Below are 18,700 nucleotides of genomic sequence, written 5' to 3'. Positions count from 1 at the left end.
GCAAAGTACTAGGAGTTATTGGGGTACTTTGCCTTTATTAGCCTATATCAACCTTTCCTTAAAGAATAACCTCATTAAAAAATTGCCACCTGCTGATTAGTGAGTGCAAAGTTTTTTCCATCCCAGCCTAAGGTATTTAATACATAGCCTAAGGAGTCTGCATCGTACAAGCCAGCTATCTTTTGATAAGCCAGCAGTTCATAGATGCCATTGGAATCGAAATCTACTGGGTATAGTCCGCTTAAGGGATTTACAAAGCCGCTGATAGGTTTTTTTAATTTTCCATTAGGCTCATAGATGGCATTAAGATAATCTGAGCCTCTAGTTGATATATCTATAATGTATTTTTGATGATTTATTTTGCTTAACACTTGAACCTTATAGCCATCCATATAATTAACTTCATAGTTGTATTCCTTGTTATAAACATTAAAATCAAAAAGTAATTGAGGGTTATTGTTTAAAAAGGAGTAAATATAGTGGTACATTATTGCGCCGCTTCCACCTGAATTGATGCTTATCATTATATCTTCACTATCATATTCAGTAAAGTGACCTAGGAATACTTTTGGATCATAGCCTGCATTTTCACTTATAGGTATGTTGGTAAATCGTCCTGTCCTTACATCTTGTATTACCAGGGTAATATTTTGAATGAAGGGGCTGTCTGGTCCTCTCACACCTGTTAAATATACATTCTCAGGTATTTTATCACCATTTACATCTCCGCTGGCAAAGGACATGATACTGGAATAGGTCATATCGGATCTAAAAAAATTATACATAACCGCTCCTTGCAGCATAATACTTCACATAGTCAGCTTATGAATTAAAAATTGAGCTGACACAAATTTTATGGCGGCTGAGCTGTAAAAATTGATGAAGTATACATATTAAAGACTTCAAATTTAGTCAATATACCGAATTTCAAATATAAGTTGAAAAAGCCTTTGGGGTACTTTAAAATTTAAGTGAATAGGAGGGGTAACAACTATGAATGAAAACGATGAACTTAAGAGATACTCTTTATTAGATATTGGTAATTTGAAGCTTCATGGAAGAAATGCAGGCTCTCTTGAGCCGTTAACTTTATTTTGGACCGGCAGCGGCATTGAATTAAATGCAAAGGGCTCTGAGCTTTGGATTGAGCTTGAGTCAGGCTATGAAGCATATGAACCTTGGATAAGTATAGTTATAAATGGCGCACTAGTAAGCAGACAAATGGTAACTTCGGGAAAACACTGGATTTGCGTGTTTAGAGGTATGGATAAAAATGCTGTAAAGAATGTACTTATAGTAAAAGATGTTCAGGCTATGAGTGGAGATCCAAGCTGTTATTTGCAAGTGCATGCAGTGAAGTTCGATGGACAATTTCTTCCTGTAGAGGAAAAGCCTTATAAAATTGAATTTATAGGTGACAGCATCACTTCAGGTGAAGGTGCTATTGGAGCCAAGCCTGAGATGGACTGGATTTCTATGTGGTTCAGTGCATTAAATAATTACACTAAATTTACTGCAGATGCTTTAAATGCAGATTATAGAGTACTTTCTCAAAGCGGATGGGGAACTCTTACCAGCTGGGATAACAATCCTCATGCTAATCTTCCAGATTACTATGAAAAAGTATGTGGACTATTAACCGGGAAGAATAATGAAGCTCTAGGAGCCTTTAAGGACAATGATTTTGCTTCCTGGCAGCCAGATGTGGTGGTAGTCAATCTTGGTACTAATGACGGAGGGGCTTTTAATTCACCAGAATGGAAAGATTCAGTGACAGGAGAAACCCACGAACAGAGATTGAATGAGGACGGCAGCTTTAATGAGGAAGACCTAAATGCTTTCAAGGAAGCAGTTATTAATTTCCTCTTTAAGCTTAGAAAATATAATAAAAATTCTAATATAGTATGGGTTTATGGAATGCTTGGACTTCCTATGATGCCAGCTATTTATTCAGCTGTGGATACTTATATAAGAAAAACAGGGGATAAAAAGGTATCGGTTTTTCAGCTTCCTAATACCACAGATGAAACAGTAGGCTCAAGAAGCCACCCAGGAGCTTTAGCTCATGAAAAAGCAGCAAAAGAATTATCAGCATACCTAAAAGAAATATTATCAAAATAAAAATAAAACCTTGGAAAGCTCCACAGCTCTCCAAGGTTTTTTATACTTTATTTTGAAACTGGTATCTGTATTTCAGTAATATACTCTTCAGGATTTTTTACAGACCATTCTCCTTCTAGATAAAGTTCTCTATTAGGTCCAACTATTTCATAGCCATTATCCTCAATCCATTTCATAAGAGCAGTGTAAGCAATGCTTAATTTCTCATAGCTGCCCTGATGCACCGTGCAAGCCATTTGCTTTACTGCTTGTAAAGTTTTAATTTTTATTCTTTCATTACCAGATAAATTTCCAGTGAAATGTTCGCAAATTTCAATATCTACGTTGTTTTCTTTAAAGCCTTGGTCATAATAAATAACCACACAGGGTGGAGTGATTTTTGCATTGTTTTTTTCAATATATTCCCCAAGCTCCTTCCAAAGTCCATGCTGCTCACTATAGGAAGGTATTATATCTCTTATGGAAGCAATTTTAATCGCTTCTGCCTCTTTAATTACAATATCATATTTTGACATTATTGAATCAGCCTCCTCGCTAATACTATTAATTATTCTTTCAACTCTTGAGAGTTTTTCTTTTTCTAATATTATGTTCTTTCTGATTTCTTCTTTTCTTGAATTAAGCATAGAACATAAAACTTCCTTAGTAACGTTGTTATCAATGATTTCATTGATTTTGCTAAGTGAAAAACCTAAATCTTTTAATGCCAGTATTTTATTGAGTCTTGGCAGCTGCATTGCTGAATAAAAGCGATAACCTGTCTGCTCATCAATTTTTGCTGGCTTTAGTAGTCCAAGTTCATCATAGTACCTTAAGGTTTTAATGGGTATCTTATTAAGTTTTGAAAAATCACCTATTTTAAACAAAGTAATCAGCTCCTTCTGTGCACATCTGGATTACAATTTTATATTAAACCTTCCAGCAAGTGGAGAGTCAACTCTTTTGTGAAAAAAATATAAAATTTATTTTTATTGATTTATATAAACATAATTGGTAAAATTATCAGGTAATTATCTAGTAAAGGTTGTGATTAATATGTTAAGTAAGTTGTTGGTGAGAGGATATTAATAGGAAGATTTCAAATTAAAATTAATAATTCTCTCAATAGGACATTATTTAATAGAGGAGAGATTATTTAAATATGTACAAAGTCATACGAACAGAAAAGTCCTGGATGGAAAGTGAGGCTGTGGAACAATTAAAAAAGTTTTCTCAGCTGAAAGGAGTAACCCTAGCTTTAGGATATCCAGATTTACATCCCGGCAAAACTCCAGTAGGAGCAGCGTTTTTAACGGAGGGAGTTATTTATCCTCATTTAGTAGGAAATGATATTGGCTGTTCCATAAGCTTATTTCAGACTTCTGCTTTAGAAAAGAAATTTAAAATAGATAAAATAATGAAGGACTTAGAGAATTTTAATCTGGAAAAAACTTCTTCTGCAGATAGCTTTAATATAGGTACCATAGGAAAAGGCAATCATTTTGCAGAATTTACTGTGGTGGAAGAGATTTTAGATAAGGATGAATTTGATAATTTAAATTTGGATAAGAGAAAAATTCATTTGTTAGTTCACAGTGGCAGCAGAGACTTAGGGGAAAAGATATTGCGAAAGTATATAGAAGAATATAGCTGTCAAACTGGATTGATAGAAAGCTCCGAAGGATTTAATGATTATTTCAGTGATTATAAAGAAGCTATAGAATTTTCTAAAAGGAATAGGAAGCTTATAGCAGAAAAGCTTTGCGCAGCTATAAAGATTAATATGGAGCAGCTTGTAATAGAAGCAGTTCATAACGGCATTGAAGCTAAGGACAACTATTACGTTCACAGAAAAGGAGCAGCACCTTCAGATAAGGGATATGTTGTTATAGCAGGTTCAAGAGGAAGCAGTTCCTATATTGTAAAACCCATAAATTCTAGTTTTGCTACAGGCTTTTCCATGGCTCATGGCGCAGGCAGAAAATGGCAGAGATCTGGTTGTAAAGAGAGGCTTGAAAATAAGTTTTCCAGGAAAGCTATTAGAAATGGAAATTTCAACTATAATGTAATCTGTAAAGATGCAAATTTACTATACGAAGAGGCACCAGAGGCTTATAAGAATATAGAGAGGGTAATTCAAGATCTTCTTGCCTTTGATATGGTTCAGGTGGTAGCTAAGCTAAAGCCACTTGTAACCTATAAGGATTGATATGTGGGTACAAATCAGTGCAGGAAGTGGGCCTGCTGAATGTTGCAAATTCGTATATCTATTTTTTGTTTTAGTTAAAAGAGAGTGCAAAATTGAAAATATTGAAGTTGAAGTTTTAGATTTTCAAGAAGGTGAAAATAAAGAAACCTTAAAATCTATATTTTTGAGGCTTGAAGGAGAAGCAGTTGAAGATTATATTCAAACTATACAGGGCACTCATCTTTGGATTGTGGAAAGCCCCTATAGAAAAAATCATAAAAGAAAAAATTGGTTTATCGAGGTAAAAATTTTTGAAGAGGTCAATAATATAGCAATTGATGCTGAAGAAATAGTTATTGAGAAGATGAGAAGCAGTGGTAAGGGAGGACAGCATGTAAATAAAACCGAAAGTGCTGTAAGAATAATTCACAAGTCTACAGGAATTGTTGTTAAGGCGCAGGAAGAAAGAAGCCAGTTTCAGAATATAAAATTGGCTAAGGCAAGACTGCTTCAAGAACTTTTAAGACTTAATGAGAATAAGGAAAAATCTTATAGAGAAAAGCTATGGAGTCAAGGAAGAAATATTATAAGAGGTAATTCTTCTAGAGTGTTTAAAGGGGTTAAATTTATTGAGATAGAAAATAGGGGCTGAGATGTAAATTCTCAGCCTCTGTTTTTGTATAACGAATACCACGGGCTATGCCTGTGGTTCCCAAAAGCTTATAGCTATGAGTAGAAAAAAGAAAACCTCCGCATTAAAATGAGAGTAGGTTTGCCGACCACAAACATTTTAAGAGGAGGAAAATCCAATATGGATAATAAATAGTTTAGCACATACAAAGTTAAGTGTAGCTCAATTTATGGGATATTTGAAGGGTAAAAGTTCATTAATGATATTCGATAGGCATGCAAATTTAAAATATAAGTATGGAAATAGAGTATTTTGGTGTAAAGGCTACTATGTAGATACAGTAGGAAGAAATAAAAAGGTAATAGAAGAATATATAAAAAATCAAATACAAGAAGACATAGCATATGAACAAATGAGTTTAAAAGAATATATTGACCCGTTTACGGGTGGTCATGACTGTAGAAGGATTATATAATGTTTTGTAGAATAATGTGATCATTATAATAATTTTGTAATAAAGGAGTAACAGATTATGATAACTTATAACAAATTAGTAAGAGATAAAATACCAGAAATTATAGAAGCTTCAGGAAAGAAATACGAAATAATAATAGCTTCTAAGGAGGAGCAAGCAGGGCTTTTGGAGAAAAAGCTGCAGGAGGAAGTTCAAGAATTTATTGAAGATAAAAATCTAGAGGAGCTTTCAGATATAATGGAAGTGATTTTTGGGTTAGCTAAAAATCTAGGCTACAGTGAAGAAGATTTAATAAATAAGAGAAATGAAAAAAAAGATGAGCGAGGAGGTTTTGAAAAGGGAATAGTGCTTAAGGGTGTTACTGAATAAGTTTTGAGGAGTGACTTTTATGGATTTTATATCAGCTATATTAGCTGAAGATTGGTGGGTATTTCTATTAGTTATAGTTGTGTTAATAATTAGCCCCTTCATTCCTAAAATTAAGGGCTACTTTGGTGAAAAAACAGTTGCGGCCTTATTGGCGACTTTAAATAAAGATGAATATAAGATTATAAATAACATCATGCTCATGACTTCTAGGAAAACTCATCAAATAGATCATTTGGTGGTATCTGATTATGGGATATTTGTAATTGAAACTAAGAATTATAGCGGCTGGATTACTGGAAACGAACAGGATGAGTATTGGCGTCAAACTATATATAAACGCAAAGAAAGGCTTTACAATCCTATAAGGCAAAATTATGGACATGTAATGTGTTTAAAGGAAGTGCTTAAGGACTTTCCAGAAATTAATTATATACCTATAGTAATTTTTACGACTAAAGCAGACCTAAAAGTAACGGCAAAATCTGCAGTTATATATACAGTAAATTTAATTAAAACTATCAAAAAGTACGATACTAAGACTATTAAAGAAGATAAGAAAAACGAAATATACAGAAAACTTTTAAAATTGAACATAGACAATAAAGATAATAGAAAAGCACATGTACAGTCTATACATGAAAAAGCTTCACAAGATAAAGAGAAGGTACAGAAAGATATCTGTCCTAGGTGTGGAGGTAAACTTGTATTAAGAAATGGCAAATATGGTGAATTCAAAGGCTGCAGTAATTTTCCTAAATGCAGATACACAGCAAAATAAACTTAATGATAAAAAATGAAAGGAGTCTTATGAATATAATAAGTACAGAAGATGAAATTGATGAATTGCCTTCTATTGCTGGAAAATTTTCAGTATTTGCCTTGCCTTGTATATTGATATTTTTAGAGGGAAAGGAAATTCTTCGAGAGGCAAGATTTATAAGCATTAATGAGTTAGAGGGAAAAATCAAAAGATTTTATGACTTGATGTGAAATCAATTTAACTAAACAAACGGAATTCTCCCATCCTGTTAGGTGGGAGATGGGTAGCCATTATTATTTTAGATTCTATATTTAGAATAATGAATAATTGCTAACAAAATGGCAATAATATAAATAAAGGTTTGCAAAAACAACTTGTAAAGTTGTAGTACCGTTGGTACAACGGGAAGGTTTTTCCTCATAAAAAAGCCATAGCCTTGGAAACTGATATTCTGTAAAAGAAATTTCCCATTGTGGTTAGAATGGATTAAAGGAAGCCATCCACTTCTAAAGTGGTGGTAGTTCACGCTACCGAATAGGGTGGCTTTTTTTTATTTAAAAATATATAAAAAGAATGACAAATATAAATTCATTATGTATAATATATACATAATATTCCAAAAATGAAAAAATGTTCATTGAAGAAAGGGGGTATGGGTCAAATTTAAAATCTATATATGTTGCTTCTAATATTTTTTAGTTAACTCATTTCAAATCATTCTAATTTAATTATCTTTTCATTCTAATATCATAAAAGAATAATAGACTGTTTAATAATTTCATAACAAAATCCATCTTGACTTAGACTAAAGTTTTCAATTAAAAAATATAAATTGGGCGCTGATATGCCTAAAGTAGGGGGAGAGGTATGCTTAAAATTAGCTATAAAAAGGGAATAATATTATTCCTAATAATGATAGTCTTTATTAGATTTGATTATTTGAACTTTGAAAACAAGAAAACAGTTGTAAAACAAATGAATCCAATATTAGCAAAGTCAAATAATAAACTAAAAAAGGAAAAAAATAAAGAAAATATTGATAAAAATTATGCTACAGACAGGTATATTGTTAAATATAAGGACGACTCAAAACTAAAAAATTTTAAAAACGGAATGAAAAGTAAAATTAAATACGTCAAAGATAAGAAAGATAAGAAATTGAGCGTGATAACTACTAATGAAAAGGTTAAATTGGAAGATATGAAGCTTACAATTCAGAAAAATAATTTAGACTCAGACATAGAGTACATACAACCTGATTATTGCATGCAGTTGTCTTCAACGGATTCTCTATATGGTGAGCAATGGAGTATTGAAAATAATAATTTGATAAAAGTGGAGAATAAGGAAGGCAGCAGTTCAGAATATAAAGTTGATGGCAATGTAATACCAGCATGGGAACAAACTAAAGGAGAGGGAATAACGGTAGCAGTTCTTGATTCTGGCATAGATATAACACATGAGGATTTAAAGGATAATATTTTTGTAAACACAAAGGAAATACCTAATAACGGTATAGATGATGACGGGGATGGACTCATAGATGACGTGAACGGATGGAATTTCTATGATCATACTAATGTAGTACATGATGCCAGTAAATTAGAGGACGAAATTCATGGAACTCATGTTGCTGGAATAATAGGAGCAGCCAATAATGACAAGGGAATTGAAGGCATAGCTCCCGAAGTTAAAATATTGCCTATAAAAGTATTTAGTAATGGTATAGCTTATACAAGTGAGATAATAGATGCTATCAATTATGCATCAAAGATGGGAGCTAAGATTGTAAATTGCAGTTGGGGAACTAAAAATTATAGTCCGGCATTAGAAGATGCAATAAAAAGCTCTGGAATGCTTTTTATTTGTGCAGCAGGCAATGATGGACAAGACCTGGATGTAAATCCTGTTTATCCAGCTTCATTTCAAAGTGATAATATCATAACAGTTGGTTCCTTGAATAAAAGCGGAACCTATTCTCTATTTTCAAATTATGGAGAATTGTCTGTTGATATAGCAGCTCCAGGGGAGGATATATTAAGTACTATTCCAGGTAATAAATATGATAAAAATAATGGAACTTCTATGGCAGCAGCACTTATTTCAGGAGAAGCGGCTTTAATCTTTAGCAAAAACACCGATGAAACAGCGGGTGAGGTAAAAGAAGGTATTATTAATTCAGGAGAAAGGTTATCTTCTTTGGTGGGAAAAGTATCAAAAGCTAAGAAGATGAATTGTGGAAATGCTATAAATGATATTTATCCAGATATCTCAGATATAAAAAAAGTACATGGAACTGTATCAAATTTTTTGCCTTCTGACAATTTATCAAAGGGTGATGGTTACGCGTTGTATAGTAATCCAATACCTCCAGTGACTAATTATAATAATTTACAAACCTTATATGTTGATTCTTCTGTAAATGGCAAGGTTACAACTCCTATTTTATATCAATTTACAGTAGATAATAGTGGTACTTATGATATTCAACTTGATGGAGCAGGAGTTAATGCTAATTTATTATCTAGTAATAAAGAAGTGATTAATAGTGTAGAAGGTTCCAATATATTAGTAAGTAGTCTAGAGGCAAATAAAACATATTATTTAAGCGTATATAAGAGGATTACCTTAGGTAATGGAACTTCCAGTTTACCATACTCAATTAAATTATATAAAGGTACTCGTTCGGAAGTAGAAATATCAAGAGGATATATTGATAAAGATGCTATGATTTATAGCCCTAATGGTGAGTATAACATTGATTTTAAAACTGTAGAAGGGGGCATATATAATATATCGACTAAGGGCGATTTAGGCATCTATGGATATATTTATGATTCTAACGATATATTAGTTGCTTATAATGATACTGGTAATGATCAAAATTTTGTTATTAGCTGCAATTTAAATGCCAACTCTATATACAAAATTAAAGTTAGAAATTTAAGCAATAATGTAACAGGATATTCTAATATTAAGTTGCAAATTAGATATCAGGATGGAGACAATTTCTTTGAAACGGCAAAAGACATATCTAATATATCAAACATAGCATTGATTGAATCAAGAGTTTCATATCCAACAGATGAGGATTATTATAAATTTACTCCTAAATCAGGAGGAGATTATGTAATATCTACTTATATAAATGAGCCTAATATATGCATTTATGTATATGATAACAATAAAAATCTAATTACTAAGGAAGAAAGTAATTTTATCAATAAAAATTCAATACATTTAAATTTATCGGCTGATAATAATTATTATATAAAAATTGTAGATATAAATTCTGATAATGCAGGAAACTATAATTTTTCAATTAGTCCAGTGATATCATTTGAAACCATTCAAAACTCATTTACTTTAAATCTAACTGGTGATAATATTTCCATTCCTTCAAAATGTTTATTTAATATAGAATACAATCCACAAGAACTAGAGGTTACTGATTTATACGGGCTATCTAATAAATTGGATTCTAACTCTATAAATGCAGAAAGTGCTAATGTAAAATTAGAAGGTTTTGATTCAGGAAAAATTTGCTTTTCTCTGAATTCTGATGTTAACGACACAAAACTTTGGTCTGGATTGTTGAATACTGTCCAATTTAAATCAAAGGTAAATTATAAAACAAAAATAACATATTTCATACAATATAAAAGTTCTTCTTATTATTCCGCAGAAGATTTAAAGGGTAATATACAAAGTAATGGTAACAATCCAAATCCAGGAAAAGGAGAAGAATATTAATTATGAATAAAAAATATATAAAGAAATTAATTACGAGTTTAATTTTATTGTTTTTCATAATGACAGTTCTCCTTGAAGTTATGAAGACTAAAGTAAATGAAGCAAACATTAAAATAACTGCTGAAGATAAGCAAATAGCTGAGAAAATTTCTAATATGACAGGTATAAAGACGGATAAAATAGAAAAATTGAAGGCTGAAAGCAGCAACTGGAACGAAGTTTTAAATAAGCTTAAAGGTAATGAATATAAATTAGCGGATAATAAAAGTTCAAACCTTGATAAAGGATTAGATTCATCTGAATTGTTAGAAAATCTTACTAAACAGGGATATTCGGATAAAGAAATTTTGGAAGCAAAGATGCTGGTAGAAAGAGTAGAAGAACAATTAAATGATATTACTCAGCAAGACGGAAATAAAGACATTACAGAGGATTTCACTGATGAAAATGCTAAAACAGAAGAGGACACAAATCAATATATAGAGCTGCTTAAAAAATATAAAGCAGAAGCTGCAGTAGTTTTTTTACTTAAATTAAAAAGTGATTTTGGGACAGAAGAAAAAGTATTAGATGAATATTTATATTCACTGCAGCTAGATCTAGATTTAAATTTATATATAACGGACAAAAAACAATATGAGAAAGAAAAAGAAGATAAGAATTCAGAAGTAGATACCAATAAAATAATTACTTTAGAGAAAATAGAAGCAAAACAATTAGAAATCATTCAAAAGCAAAATAAAAAAAGTAGTACAGAAATTTTTAATAGTGAAAAAAATAGTAACTCCCAGATTAAAGATTCTAAGGATAACTCCAATCCTGAAAATGAAAAAAAAGTAGTATCTCCAGTAACAAATGATGTTATGAATGAAATTAATGATCTAAATAAAAATGTACTGAATCAGGATGGGAGATGAGGATATGAAGAATATAAAAAAAGTTAGAGTCATAGGGCTTACGGCCATAACATTACTAGTATGTCAGCTAGCATTAGTAAGCTACTTAAAGTCAAATGAGGTTCCAAAAGAAAAAACTAAAGCTAAAGCGTCAAGTCAAGATATAGTTAATTCTAATAAAAATAATAATTCAATTTCGGAGGATGATTCCGTTAAGATAAGCGATACTTCTGCTAAAAGCATAGATATAAGCAAAATTAGTATATCAGATTATGAAGACAAGCTTATAAAAAAGGCGGATGCTAAAAATTATAAGAGGAATATAGAAAATTATAAAAAGGTTTTGGTACAATTTTCCGTGGATGAAGGCTATAGAGATGAAATTGATAAGCTTATAGCTGAAGGAAACAATATGACTGATATTTTTACAGCTTATGATTTTTTAAATGACAATTATGGAATGTTAAAGGATCTAGAAATGCTGCTGCAGGAAAAAAGGAAGGGGGCAAATTGGACAAACATCTTTAGTAAATACAAGGCTGAAAGCAGAAACTTCAAGCCATCCGATTTTAGCGCAGAATACTTGAATAAACTTCTTGGAGAATATAAGTTAACAGCCGAGGACATAATGCTGGCAGATAGAGTTTCACAACTAAGCGGTAAAAAATTTGAGGATATAATTGAAAATAAAAGAAAAGGAAAGACTTGGAGTGAAATTAAGAAAGAAATAGGCATCATCAATCTTCAAGCTGATATGGAAAGGGTAAGTATAGCAAGTAATGATGTAAAAAAATATGTGGGAGAGAATTTTTCCCAGCAACAGGCGATGGATGCTTTAGTAATGGCTAAAAAATTAAATAAAGAAGCCAATGTTGTAGTAAATGAAATTAAAGCTGGTAAAACGCAAGAAGATATATATGCAGAATACTATGCGGAAAAATATAACTAATGGTAGGGGTGAGGTATTATGAAAAAAGTTATAAAAATATTTTTTGCTATAGTCATTTTGCTGTTGGCTATTCCTTATAAATCAATTAAAGCAGACTCATTAACCGATTATTTAAATAATGTAGTTGGACCTAATGAACAGTATAGTACTAAAGTTTCACCAGCATATTTGAAAAATAACAGCGAAGAAGAATATATAAATCCTCAAAATGGAGAGCTAACTTTGGTTCAAAATGATTACTCTCTTCCTGGAGTAAATGGATTAAACTTAAATATAGCAAGAATATATAAAAGTGGCATCTCTAATGTACATGATATGAAGGCTATGTATAATTCGGCAAATGGAACTTGGGTGGATTATATAGAATCTGATGTAAAAACAGCTTCTTTTTATGAAAATAGATATAATCTAGGAATAGGAGAAAGATTCTCTTTTCCAACCATAGAAGTAAAGCAAAATGAAGACAACACTGATGTTAAATTTTTGCACACGGAATCGGGAGATGTATACAGATTAATAGGAGCGGCAAACAATACCTATACTTTAGAAAATCATCCAGTAAAAGATGTGGAGGTAAAAGAAGATAATTCTTACAATAATGGGCAAAGCGATGGCAAATCAAAATATGTTATGACTGAAAAAGATGGTAAAAGCACATATTTTTCAGAGGATGGCAGAATACTTCAGATTCGTGATAGATACGGAAATAGCATTAAATTTGAGTATGGAACCTATAATTACACCATCGATGGATATACAAGAAGCAGGAGATTAATCAATAAAATTACAGATACAATAGGACGTATTGTTACTATTGATTATACGGAGGATCCTAGTTTAACACTTAGTAAAAACTCAGATGGAACCTATTCTGGTGATTTACAAGGAAAATTTCAAGTAATAATCCATCTGCCAGATGGTAAAAAAATAGTATATGACAAATCTTCAGTTTTATACTCAAGTGCCTCCTTTCATAGTATAAGAGAACGAATGCAGAGAGTGTATGGAATAGATAATAATATAAAATATCATTATTGGTACGAACAACCTGATTTAGGCTTTACATATATGGGCGGGGAGAATAGGCAGGTAAAAAATAGATATGAAAATCTAAATCAAATAAATTACTTAAGCAGTAATAAACTAAAAAGATACAGTTATGGAAGTTATGTGAAAAATCTAGGTTCAAATGGAACTATGGAGTACAGGAAAGTAATAGGAGTACAAGACTCAGAGAAAACAGGATACGACACAAGTAAGACTAATTTTCTTGACCAAATTTTAGTTAACATAAAAAAACAAGTTAGCTATACTTATTTGGGCGAACCTGACGGTCATGGAACTTCTGGGTACAATTCCACAGATAATAATTATCTGAAAAACACTTATTCCTATTCTACAACAAAAACAGATTTGAGTAAGGTGAGTACCACTTATAAATATAACGGACTTCAAGATCTTACAAGTGTTGAGAGTAGTGGGAATAATCATAGGGAAACAACAGAAACAACTTATGATAATAATAAGCTGCCTATCATTAAAAAGAAACAAATTTTTAATTTTATTGGTGAGTATGAAACGGATCTATCTATTACAGAATACGAGAATTATGTCTATGATAATTGTGGAAATCTTACAAGTTATGCAGGACCTATTGCCAATAGAGATTCCAATGGAAATCTTAAGGATAATGAAAATACAGTTATGTATACCTATGGACCTTTTGGAATTGTAAAATCTAAAGCTTGGAAGCAAGATAGTGCTATAGCATCAAGAATTGATTATGATATAGCAACCAATGGAAACATTAATACAGAAACCAAGCTTCATATGGAAAATGGTATCAACAATTCTATTGTTACAAATTTTCAATATGATAGCAAAGGAAATCTAATTAAAAAAATATTGGATAATAAATATGTAACCAACTATGAATATGGAGTAGATGGGGATGGAGTTGATCAAAAGGGAGCACTTTTGACTAAGGAATACTCTATTGTAGACGGTCAGGAAATATATAAGAAATATGCTTATGACTATAGTACTGGATTATTGAAGGCTTCTATAGATCCAAGTGGCAGAAAATCAATGGAATATGATGCTTTATATAGAGTGTCAAAGGTTACTTTTCCAGACAATAGTATAGAGGCTTATCAATATTTAGACAATGCTATTGGTGATAGAGAGGTAAGGTATATAGATCCTAATAATCATACTTTTTCTTACACTTATGATATATTTGGGAACATTTCAACCTATAGCATTGATTATATCACAAATAAAAAAATAATGTATGATGCTAACAGCAATAAAACTAAGGAAATAGATGCTAATGGAAATAGCACTAGATATGAGTATAATTCACTTAATCAGGTTACCCAAAAATCCTTTTGGGAAAATGATACTGCTCAGAAAAAGAGTATGAGTATTCAATATAATTATGCATACTCGCCAGATATTCCATTGCAGATAATTCAAACGGATGAAGAGGGGTATATAACAAAGCTCTATTATGATAAGCTAAATAGATTAATAAAAAAAGAAGTCACACCAGATAAGGTTAATTTTTATACTACTAACTATGCTTATGATTATAAAAATAATGAGTTAAGTGAAAAAGATGATATAGGCACTATAATAACCAAAGCTTATGATGATTTAGGAAGATTAGTTAGTAAAAAGGATGCTTGCAATAATGAGACCACATATAGGTATAATGCGGATAACAGCATAAGTAAAGAAACTAATGCTAATGGATTTTCAACAGATTATGAATATGATTCTTGCGGCAGGATGATAAGAAAATTTCAATTATCAACCGATAGCACTATTTCAGTAACTAGGTATATTTATGATGTGTCGGGAAATAAGATTAAGGAAATTACACCTAACAATTACGCTCTAGGATTAGATAATCAGGCTAATATTATGAGCATGCCAGGAACAAGCTATGTATATGACTGCATGAAAAGAGTCATAGCCACTGTTTCTCCGGAGGGCAATACCATAGAATATAAAAAATATGATGGCAATGGTAATGTAAAGAAGGAGGTAGATGGGCTTAGATATGATGGGAAAAGCATAGATTCATCTCCTGGAAGAACTTACGAATATGATGCTGCTGGAAAAGTGATAAAAGATACGGATGCTAATGGAATAAGCAGTTATAACGGTTATGATGCTGTTGGAAATTTAATCTATTCAATTAATAAAAACGGAGTAAAGACCACCTATGAGTATAATTATGATAGAACCTTAAAAAGAATAAATTACAATGATGGAGAAACTCATGTGGACTATACCTATAATAGATTAGGCCAAAAACTGACAGAAACTGATCAGAGAGGAAATACTACCACCTATTCCTATAATGGATTAGGGAAGCTTAAAGCAATATATGATCCTTATTATAGTTCGAGTACTCCTAACTTAAATTCCATAACTTATACTTATGATGGAAGAGGAAATTTAATAGACACTATAGACAAAAAAGGCAATATAACTTATCTAAGCTATTATGATAATAATCTGTTAAAGGAAAAGAGAATACCATTAGAATTGAATCTCAATAACAATATAATATACAGTATTGAAAGCTATGAATATGACCCAATTGGAAATATAACCTCAAAGACTTTAACAGGTACTAAGGATAGTTCAGATAAAAGAATAACTAATTATAGTTATTATAAAAATGGCCTTTTGCAGACAGTTTCAACTAATGCAGGGGAAAGCAGTAAAAACTATTATGATAAAAATGGGAATATCATTAAAACTGAAAGCCTAAGAGATAATCAATCATATAACATAACTAAAGCAGAGTATGATATAAGTAATCGACCTGTAAAAAACATCACTCTTGTAGATGAGGCAAGCATATATAATGCTTCTGCTATACCTAATATAAGCAATTTAAGAGATTCAGAATACAATGGAAAACTGCAATTAATAACAGGTTACAACTATGATATGCTTGGCAATATTACACAGGTTATAAACCCGATGGCGTATATGTATTTGGAAAGTGATGCTGACAATAGGAGTAAGTATATTATTTTTAAAAGTTATGATAATTTAAACAGACTTAATAAAGAATCTTGGCGTTATTATACAGGTTATACGCCCAATTATTCTAACTCTGGAATAGACCTAAGCGGAAATTACGGAAATATTATTAAACATATGGAGGATAAACTTACATTTAATTCACAGTATGAATTAGTGTACAATCAATATGGATATGATAACAATGGAAACATTGTTTATAAAGAAAAAGCTGATGGAACGTATACTGATTATTCCTATGATAAGCTGGACAGATTAAAAGCTGTAAAAGACAGGGATAAGAGTTATTATTCTGCAGCCTATGAATATGATGCTGCTGGCAATAAGACAAAGGTAACTAATGCTATGGGAAATGCTATAGCTTATACCTATGACAAGTTAAATAGATTGGAAACTACTACAGATCCATCTCAAACAGTTATAGAGAAAAATATATATGATGAAAATGGAAATATAATAAAGAAGATTGATGCTAAAGGATATTTATCAGGAAATGATGATAATTCAAGGTATGGTACATTATATAAGTATGATTTGGCAAATAGATTAACAAAAATTATAGATCCAGAGATAAGTGTATTAAATGATAACACAAAATTTACTGAAAGCTATGAATATAATCAGTTTGGAGAAAAAGCAAAAGAGATAGATGCTTTAGGAGAAGCAACTCAATATAGTTACAACAATTCTGGGAAATTGGTTAAGGTCACAGACGCATTAGGTGTGTCTACACAATACAGCTATGATAGCGCCGGTAATAAGATAAACATGACGGATGGAAGAAACTATAATACCTATTACAATTACGGTACAGGAAATTTAATGCTGTCAACCAGTGACCCTAATTCCAAAAATACAAACTATAAATACGATTTAGCTTTGAATATGGTAGATAAGCTAGACAGAAATTTAAATGAAACAATTTATACCTATGACAGCAGAAAACTTCTTTTATCACGTGAAGTACTGCAAACAAAGGACAAGGTGTCTTATCTTTATGACAGCTTAGAAAACAGAATTAAGATGACAGACTCCACTGGAGCAACTGATTATACTTATGATAATAATAATTGGCTTACTAAGATATCAAAGAATAATGTTTCGCAGCTTTGCTATACTTATGATGAGCTTGGCAACATTCTTACAATCATGGATAGTAAGGGGTATGTTACAACTAATGAATATGATAACTGCAGCCGGTTAAAAAATGTAAAATATAGTTTGGGAACAGTGACTAAGATTACTACTTATAACTATGATAAAAATGGCAACAGGGAAGCTATAATTTATGATGGTGGTGTAACAGAGAGCTATAGCTATGATAAAAATAATAAATTGAAGGCGGTTCAGAATAAGGATCCTAACGGAAAATTGATTTCCAGTTACAGTTATCAATATGATTTAGCTGGAAGGGAAATTTCAAAAGCAGATTCTTACGGAACTACAAATTATACTTATGATGGAGATGGAAGAGTTAAATCTGTACAAGCCCCGGGAAAGCTTACAGTATATAGCTATGATAATGCAGGAAATCGTGTATCTTTAGCAGAAACCTATACATCGCCTCAAACCAGCGATTACAAGGACAGTACCACTGGAAATCCAGTAAAATATTCTTTAAAGACAAGCAATTACATTTACTCAGGCACTAATTCATTATTAAGATTGCAGGAAGTTATGAGCAATGGAGAGGAAGTACTTCAAAAGCTAGTAAACTACAGTTATGATGATAATGGAAATGAGACCTCAAATAATACGAATTATATATATTCAACAACTAGTACTAAAGCAGCCTTAGGAATATCAATAATAGATGATACAAGTACAGAAATAGACAAGTCAATTGAACTTACAAATAAGGAGTATGACGGTTTTAATAGGCTGAAAAGAGTTGAAATTATTAAGTCAGGGACTAGAACCATTATTGAATATGCCTATAATGGTGATGACTTAAGGCTTAGCAAAACTATAAAAAAATCTACTAATGGATATGCACCAGAAATAACAAATTACCTATATGATAGACAGCATGTTATAATGGAAACAGACGAAAACAATAATCTGAAGGTAAGGTATATAAGAGGCGTAAACTATATAGCTAGAATTGATAATCAAAACAAGCTTTCTTATTATTTGTACAACGGACACGGAGATGTGGTACAGACAGTTTCCCCAGCAGGAAGTGTTGAAAATCAATACGACTACGATATTTTCGGAGAAACAACCTTATCAATAGAAAACTACAGCGATGCTATAAAGTATGGCGGAGAATACTATGACAGTGAGACAGGTTTATACTATTTAAGAGCAAGATATTATAATCCTTATACAGGAAGGTTTATAAGCGAGGATAGCTATCTAGGAGAAGACAGCAACCCTTTAAGCCTTAATTTATATACATTCTGCTCTAATGATCCCATAATATTTATAGATCCTAGCGGACATGTACAGGTAGAACTAAATGAAGATGGAACAGAACAAAGGATATTTGTAAAAACCAGCCCAGGCTATGAT

At 31.5% G+C, this 18,700-nt stretch carries 12 protein-coding genes and 1 pseudogene; 11 read left to right on the top strand and 2 right to left on the bottom strand.

Annotated elements, in window-relative coordinates; all coding sequences use genetic code 11:
• Nucleotides 1-74: 74 nt before the first annotated feature.
• Nucleotides 75-785, bottom strand: a complete 711-nt coding sequence (locus tag IAI10_RS19150) for a VCBS repeat-containing protein (RefSeq protein WP_315674913.1) — start codon at nucleotides 783-785, stop codon at nucleotides 75-77.
• 208 nt (nucleotides 786-993) lie between these two features.
• Here IAI10_RS19150 and IAI10_RS19145 point away from each other — a divergent pair, with 208 nt between their 5' ends.
• Nucleotides 994-2,121, top strand: a complete 1,128-nt coding sequence (locus IAI10_RS19145) for an SGNH/GDSL hydrolase family protein (protein ID WP_315674912.1) — start codon at nucleotides 994-996, stop codon at nucleotides 2,119-2,121.
• Nucleotides 2,122-2,168: 47 nt separating this feature from the next.
• On the opposite strand, the gene IAI10_RS19140 is transcribed toward IAI10_RS19145, so the two are convergent.
• A complete protein-coding gene (locus tag IAI10_RS19140; RefSeq protein ID WP_315674911.1) occupies nucleotides 2,169-2,987 on the bottom strand; it encodes a MerR family transcriptional regulator in 819 nt (272 codons plus the stop codon).
• A gap of 275 nt (nucleotides 2,988-3,262) precedes the next feature.
• Here IAI10_RS19140 and IAI10_RS19135 point away from each other — a divergent pair, with 275 nt between their 5' ends.
• From IAI10_RS19135 to IAI10_RS19090, 10 genes and pseudogenes are all read left to right on the top strand, one after another.
• Nucleotides 3,263-4,309, top strand: a complete 1,047-nt coding sequence (locus IAI10_RS19135; protein WP_315674910.1) for an RNA ligase RtcB family protein — start codon at nucleotides 3,263-3,265, stop codon at nucleotides 4,307-4,309.
• Between the two features lies 1 nt (nucleotide 4,310).
• Nucleotides 4,311-4,940, top strand: coding sequence for a peptide chain release factor H (gene prfH / locus IAI10_RS19130; RefSeq protein WP_315674909.1), 630 nt, complete (start codon nucleotides 4,311-4,313; stop codon nucleotides 4,938-4,940).
• Nucleotides 4,941-5,127: 187 nt separating this feature from the next.
• Nucleotides 5,128-5,394: pseudogene (gene tnpA, locus IAI10_RS19125) on the top strand (IS200/IS605 family transposase); the annotation flags it as partial.
• Nucleotides 5,395-5,451: 57 nt separating this feature from the next.
• Nucleotides 5,452-5,763, top strand: coding sequence for a nucleoside triphosphate pyrophosphohydrolase (locus IAI10_RS19120; protein ID WP_315674908.1), 312 nt, complete (start codon nucleotides 5,452-5,454; stop codon nucleotides 5,761-5,763).
• 19 nt (nucleotides 5,764-5,782) lie between these two features.
• Nucleotides 5,783-6,541 carry an NERD domain-containing protein gene (locus tag IAI10_RS19115; protein WP_315674907.1) on the top strand — a complete coding sequence of 253 codons (759 nt, stop codon included), beginning with the start codon at nucleotides 5,783-5,785 and terminating at the stop codon, nucleotides 6,539-6,541.
• Between the two features lie 29 nt (nucleotides 6,542-6,570).
• Nucleotides 6,571-6,753 carry a thioredoxin family protein gene (locus tag IAI10_RS19110; RefSeq protein ID WP_315674906.1) on the top strand — a complete coding sequence of 61 codons (183 nt, stop codon included), beginning with the start codon at nucleotides 6,571-6,573 and terminating at the stop codon, nucleotides 6,751-6,753.
• Nucleotides 6,754-7,390: 637 nt separating this feature from the next.
• Nucleotides 7,391-10,276, top strand: a complete 2,886-nt coding sequence (locus IAI10_RS19105) for a S8 family peptidase (protein WP_315674905.1) — start codon at nucleotides 7,391-7,393, stop codon at nucleotides 10,274-10,276.
• A gap of 2 nt (nucleotides 10,277-10,278) precedes the next feature.
• A complete protein-coding gene (locus IAI10_RS19100) occupies nucleotides 10,279-11,193 on the top strand; it encodes a hypothetical protein (protein WP_315674904.1) in 915 nt (304 codons plus the stop codon).
• Nucleotides 11,194-11,197: 4 nt separating this feature from the next.
• Entirely contained in the window at nucleotides 11,198-12,121 is a 924-nt protein-coding gene (locus IAI10_RS19095) for a hypothetical protein (RefSeq protein ID WP_315674903.1), read from the top strand.
• A gap of 18 nt (nucleotides 12,122-12,139) precedes the next feature.
• On the top strand, nucleotides 12,140-18,700 hold a 6,561-nt coding region (locus IAI10_RS19090), incomplete at its 3' end, for an RHS repeat-associated core domain-containing protein (RefSeq protein ID WP_315674902.1).

This window comes from Clostridium sp. 19966, from assembly GCF_032335695.1.
Classification (GTDB): domain Bacteria; phylum Bacillota; class Clostridia; order Clostridiales; family Clostridiaceae; genus JACTOJ01.
This window is presented reverse-complemented; position numbering and strand designations above follow the sequence as displayed.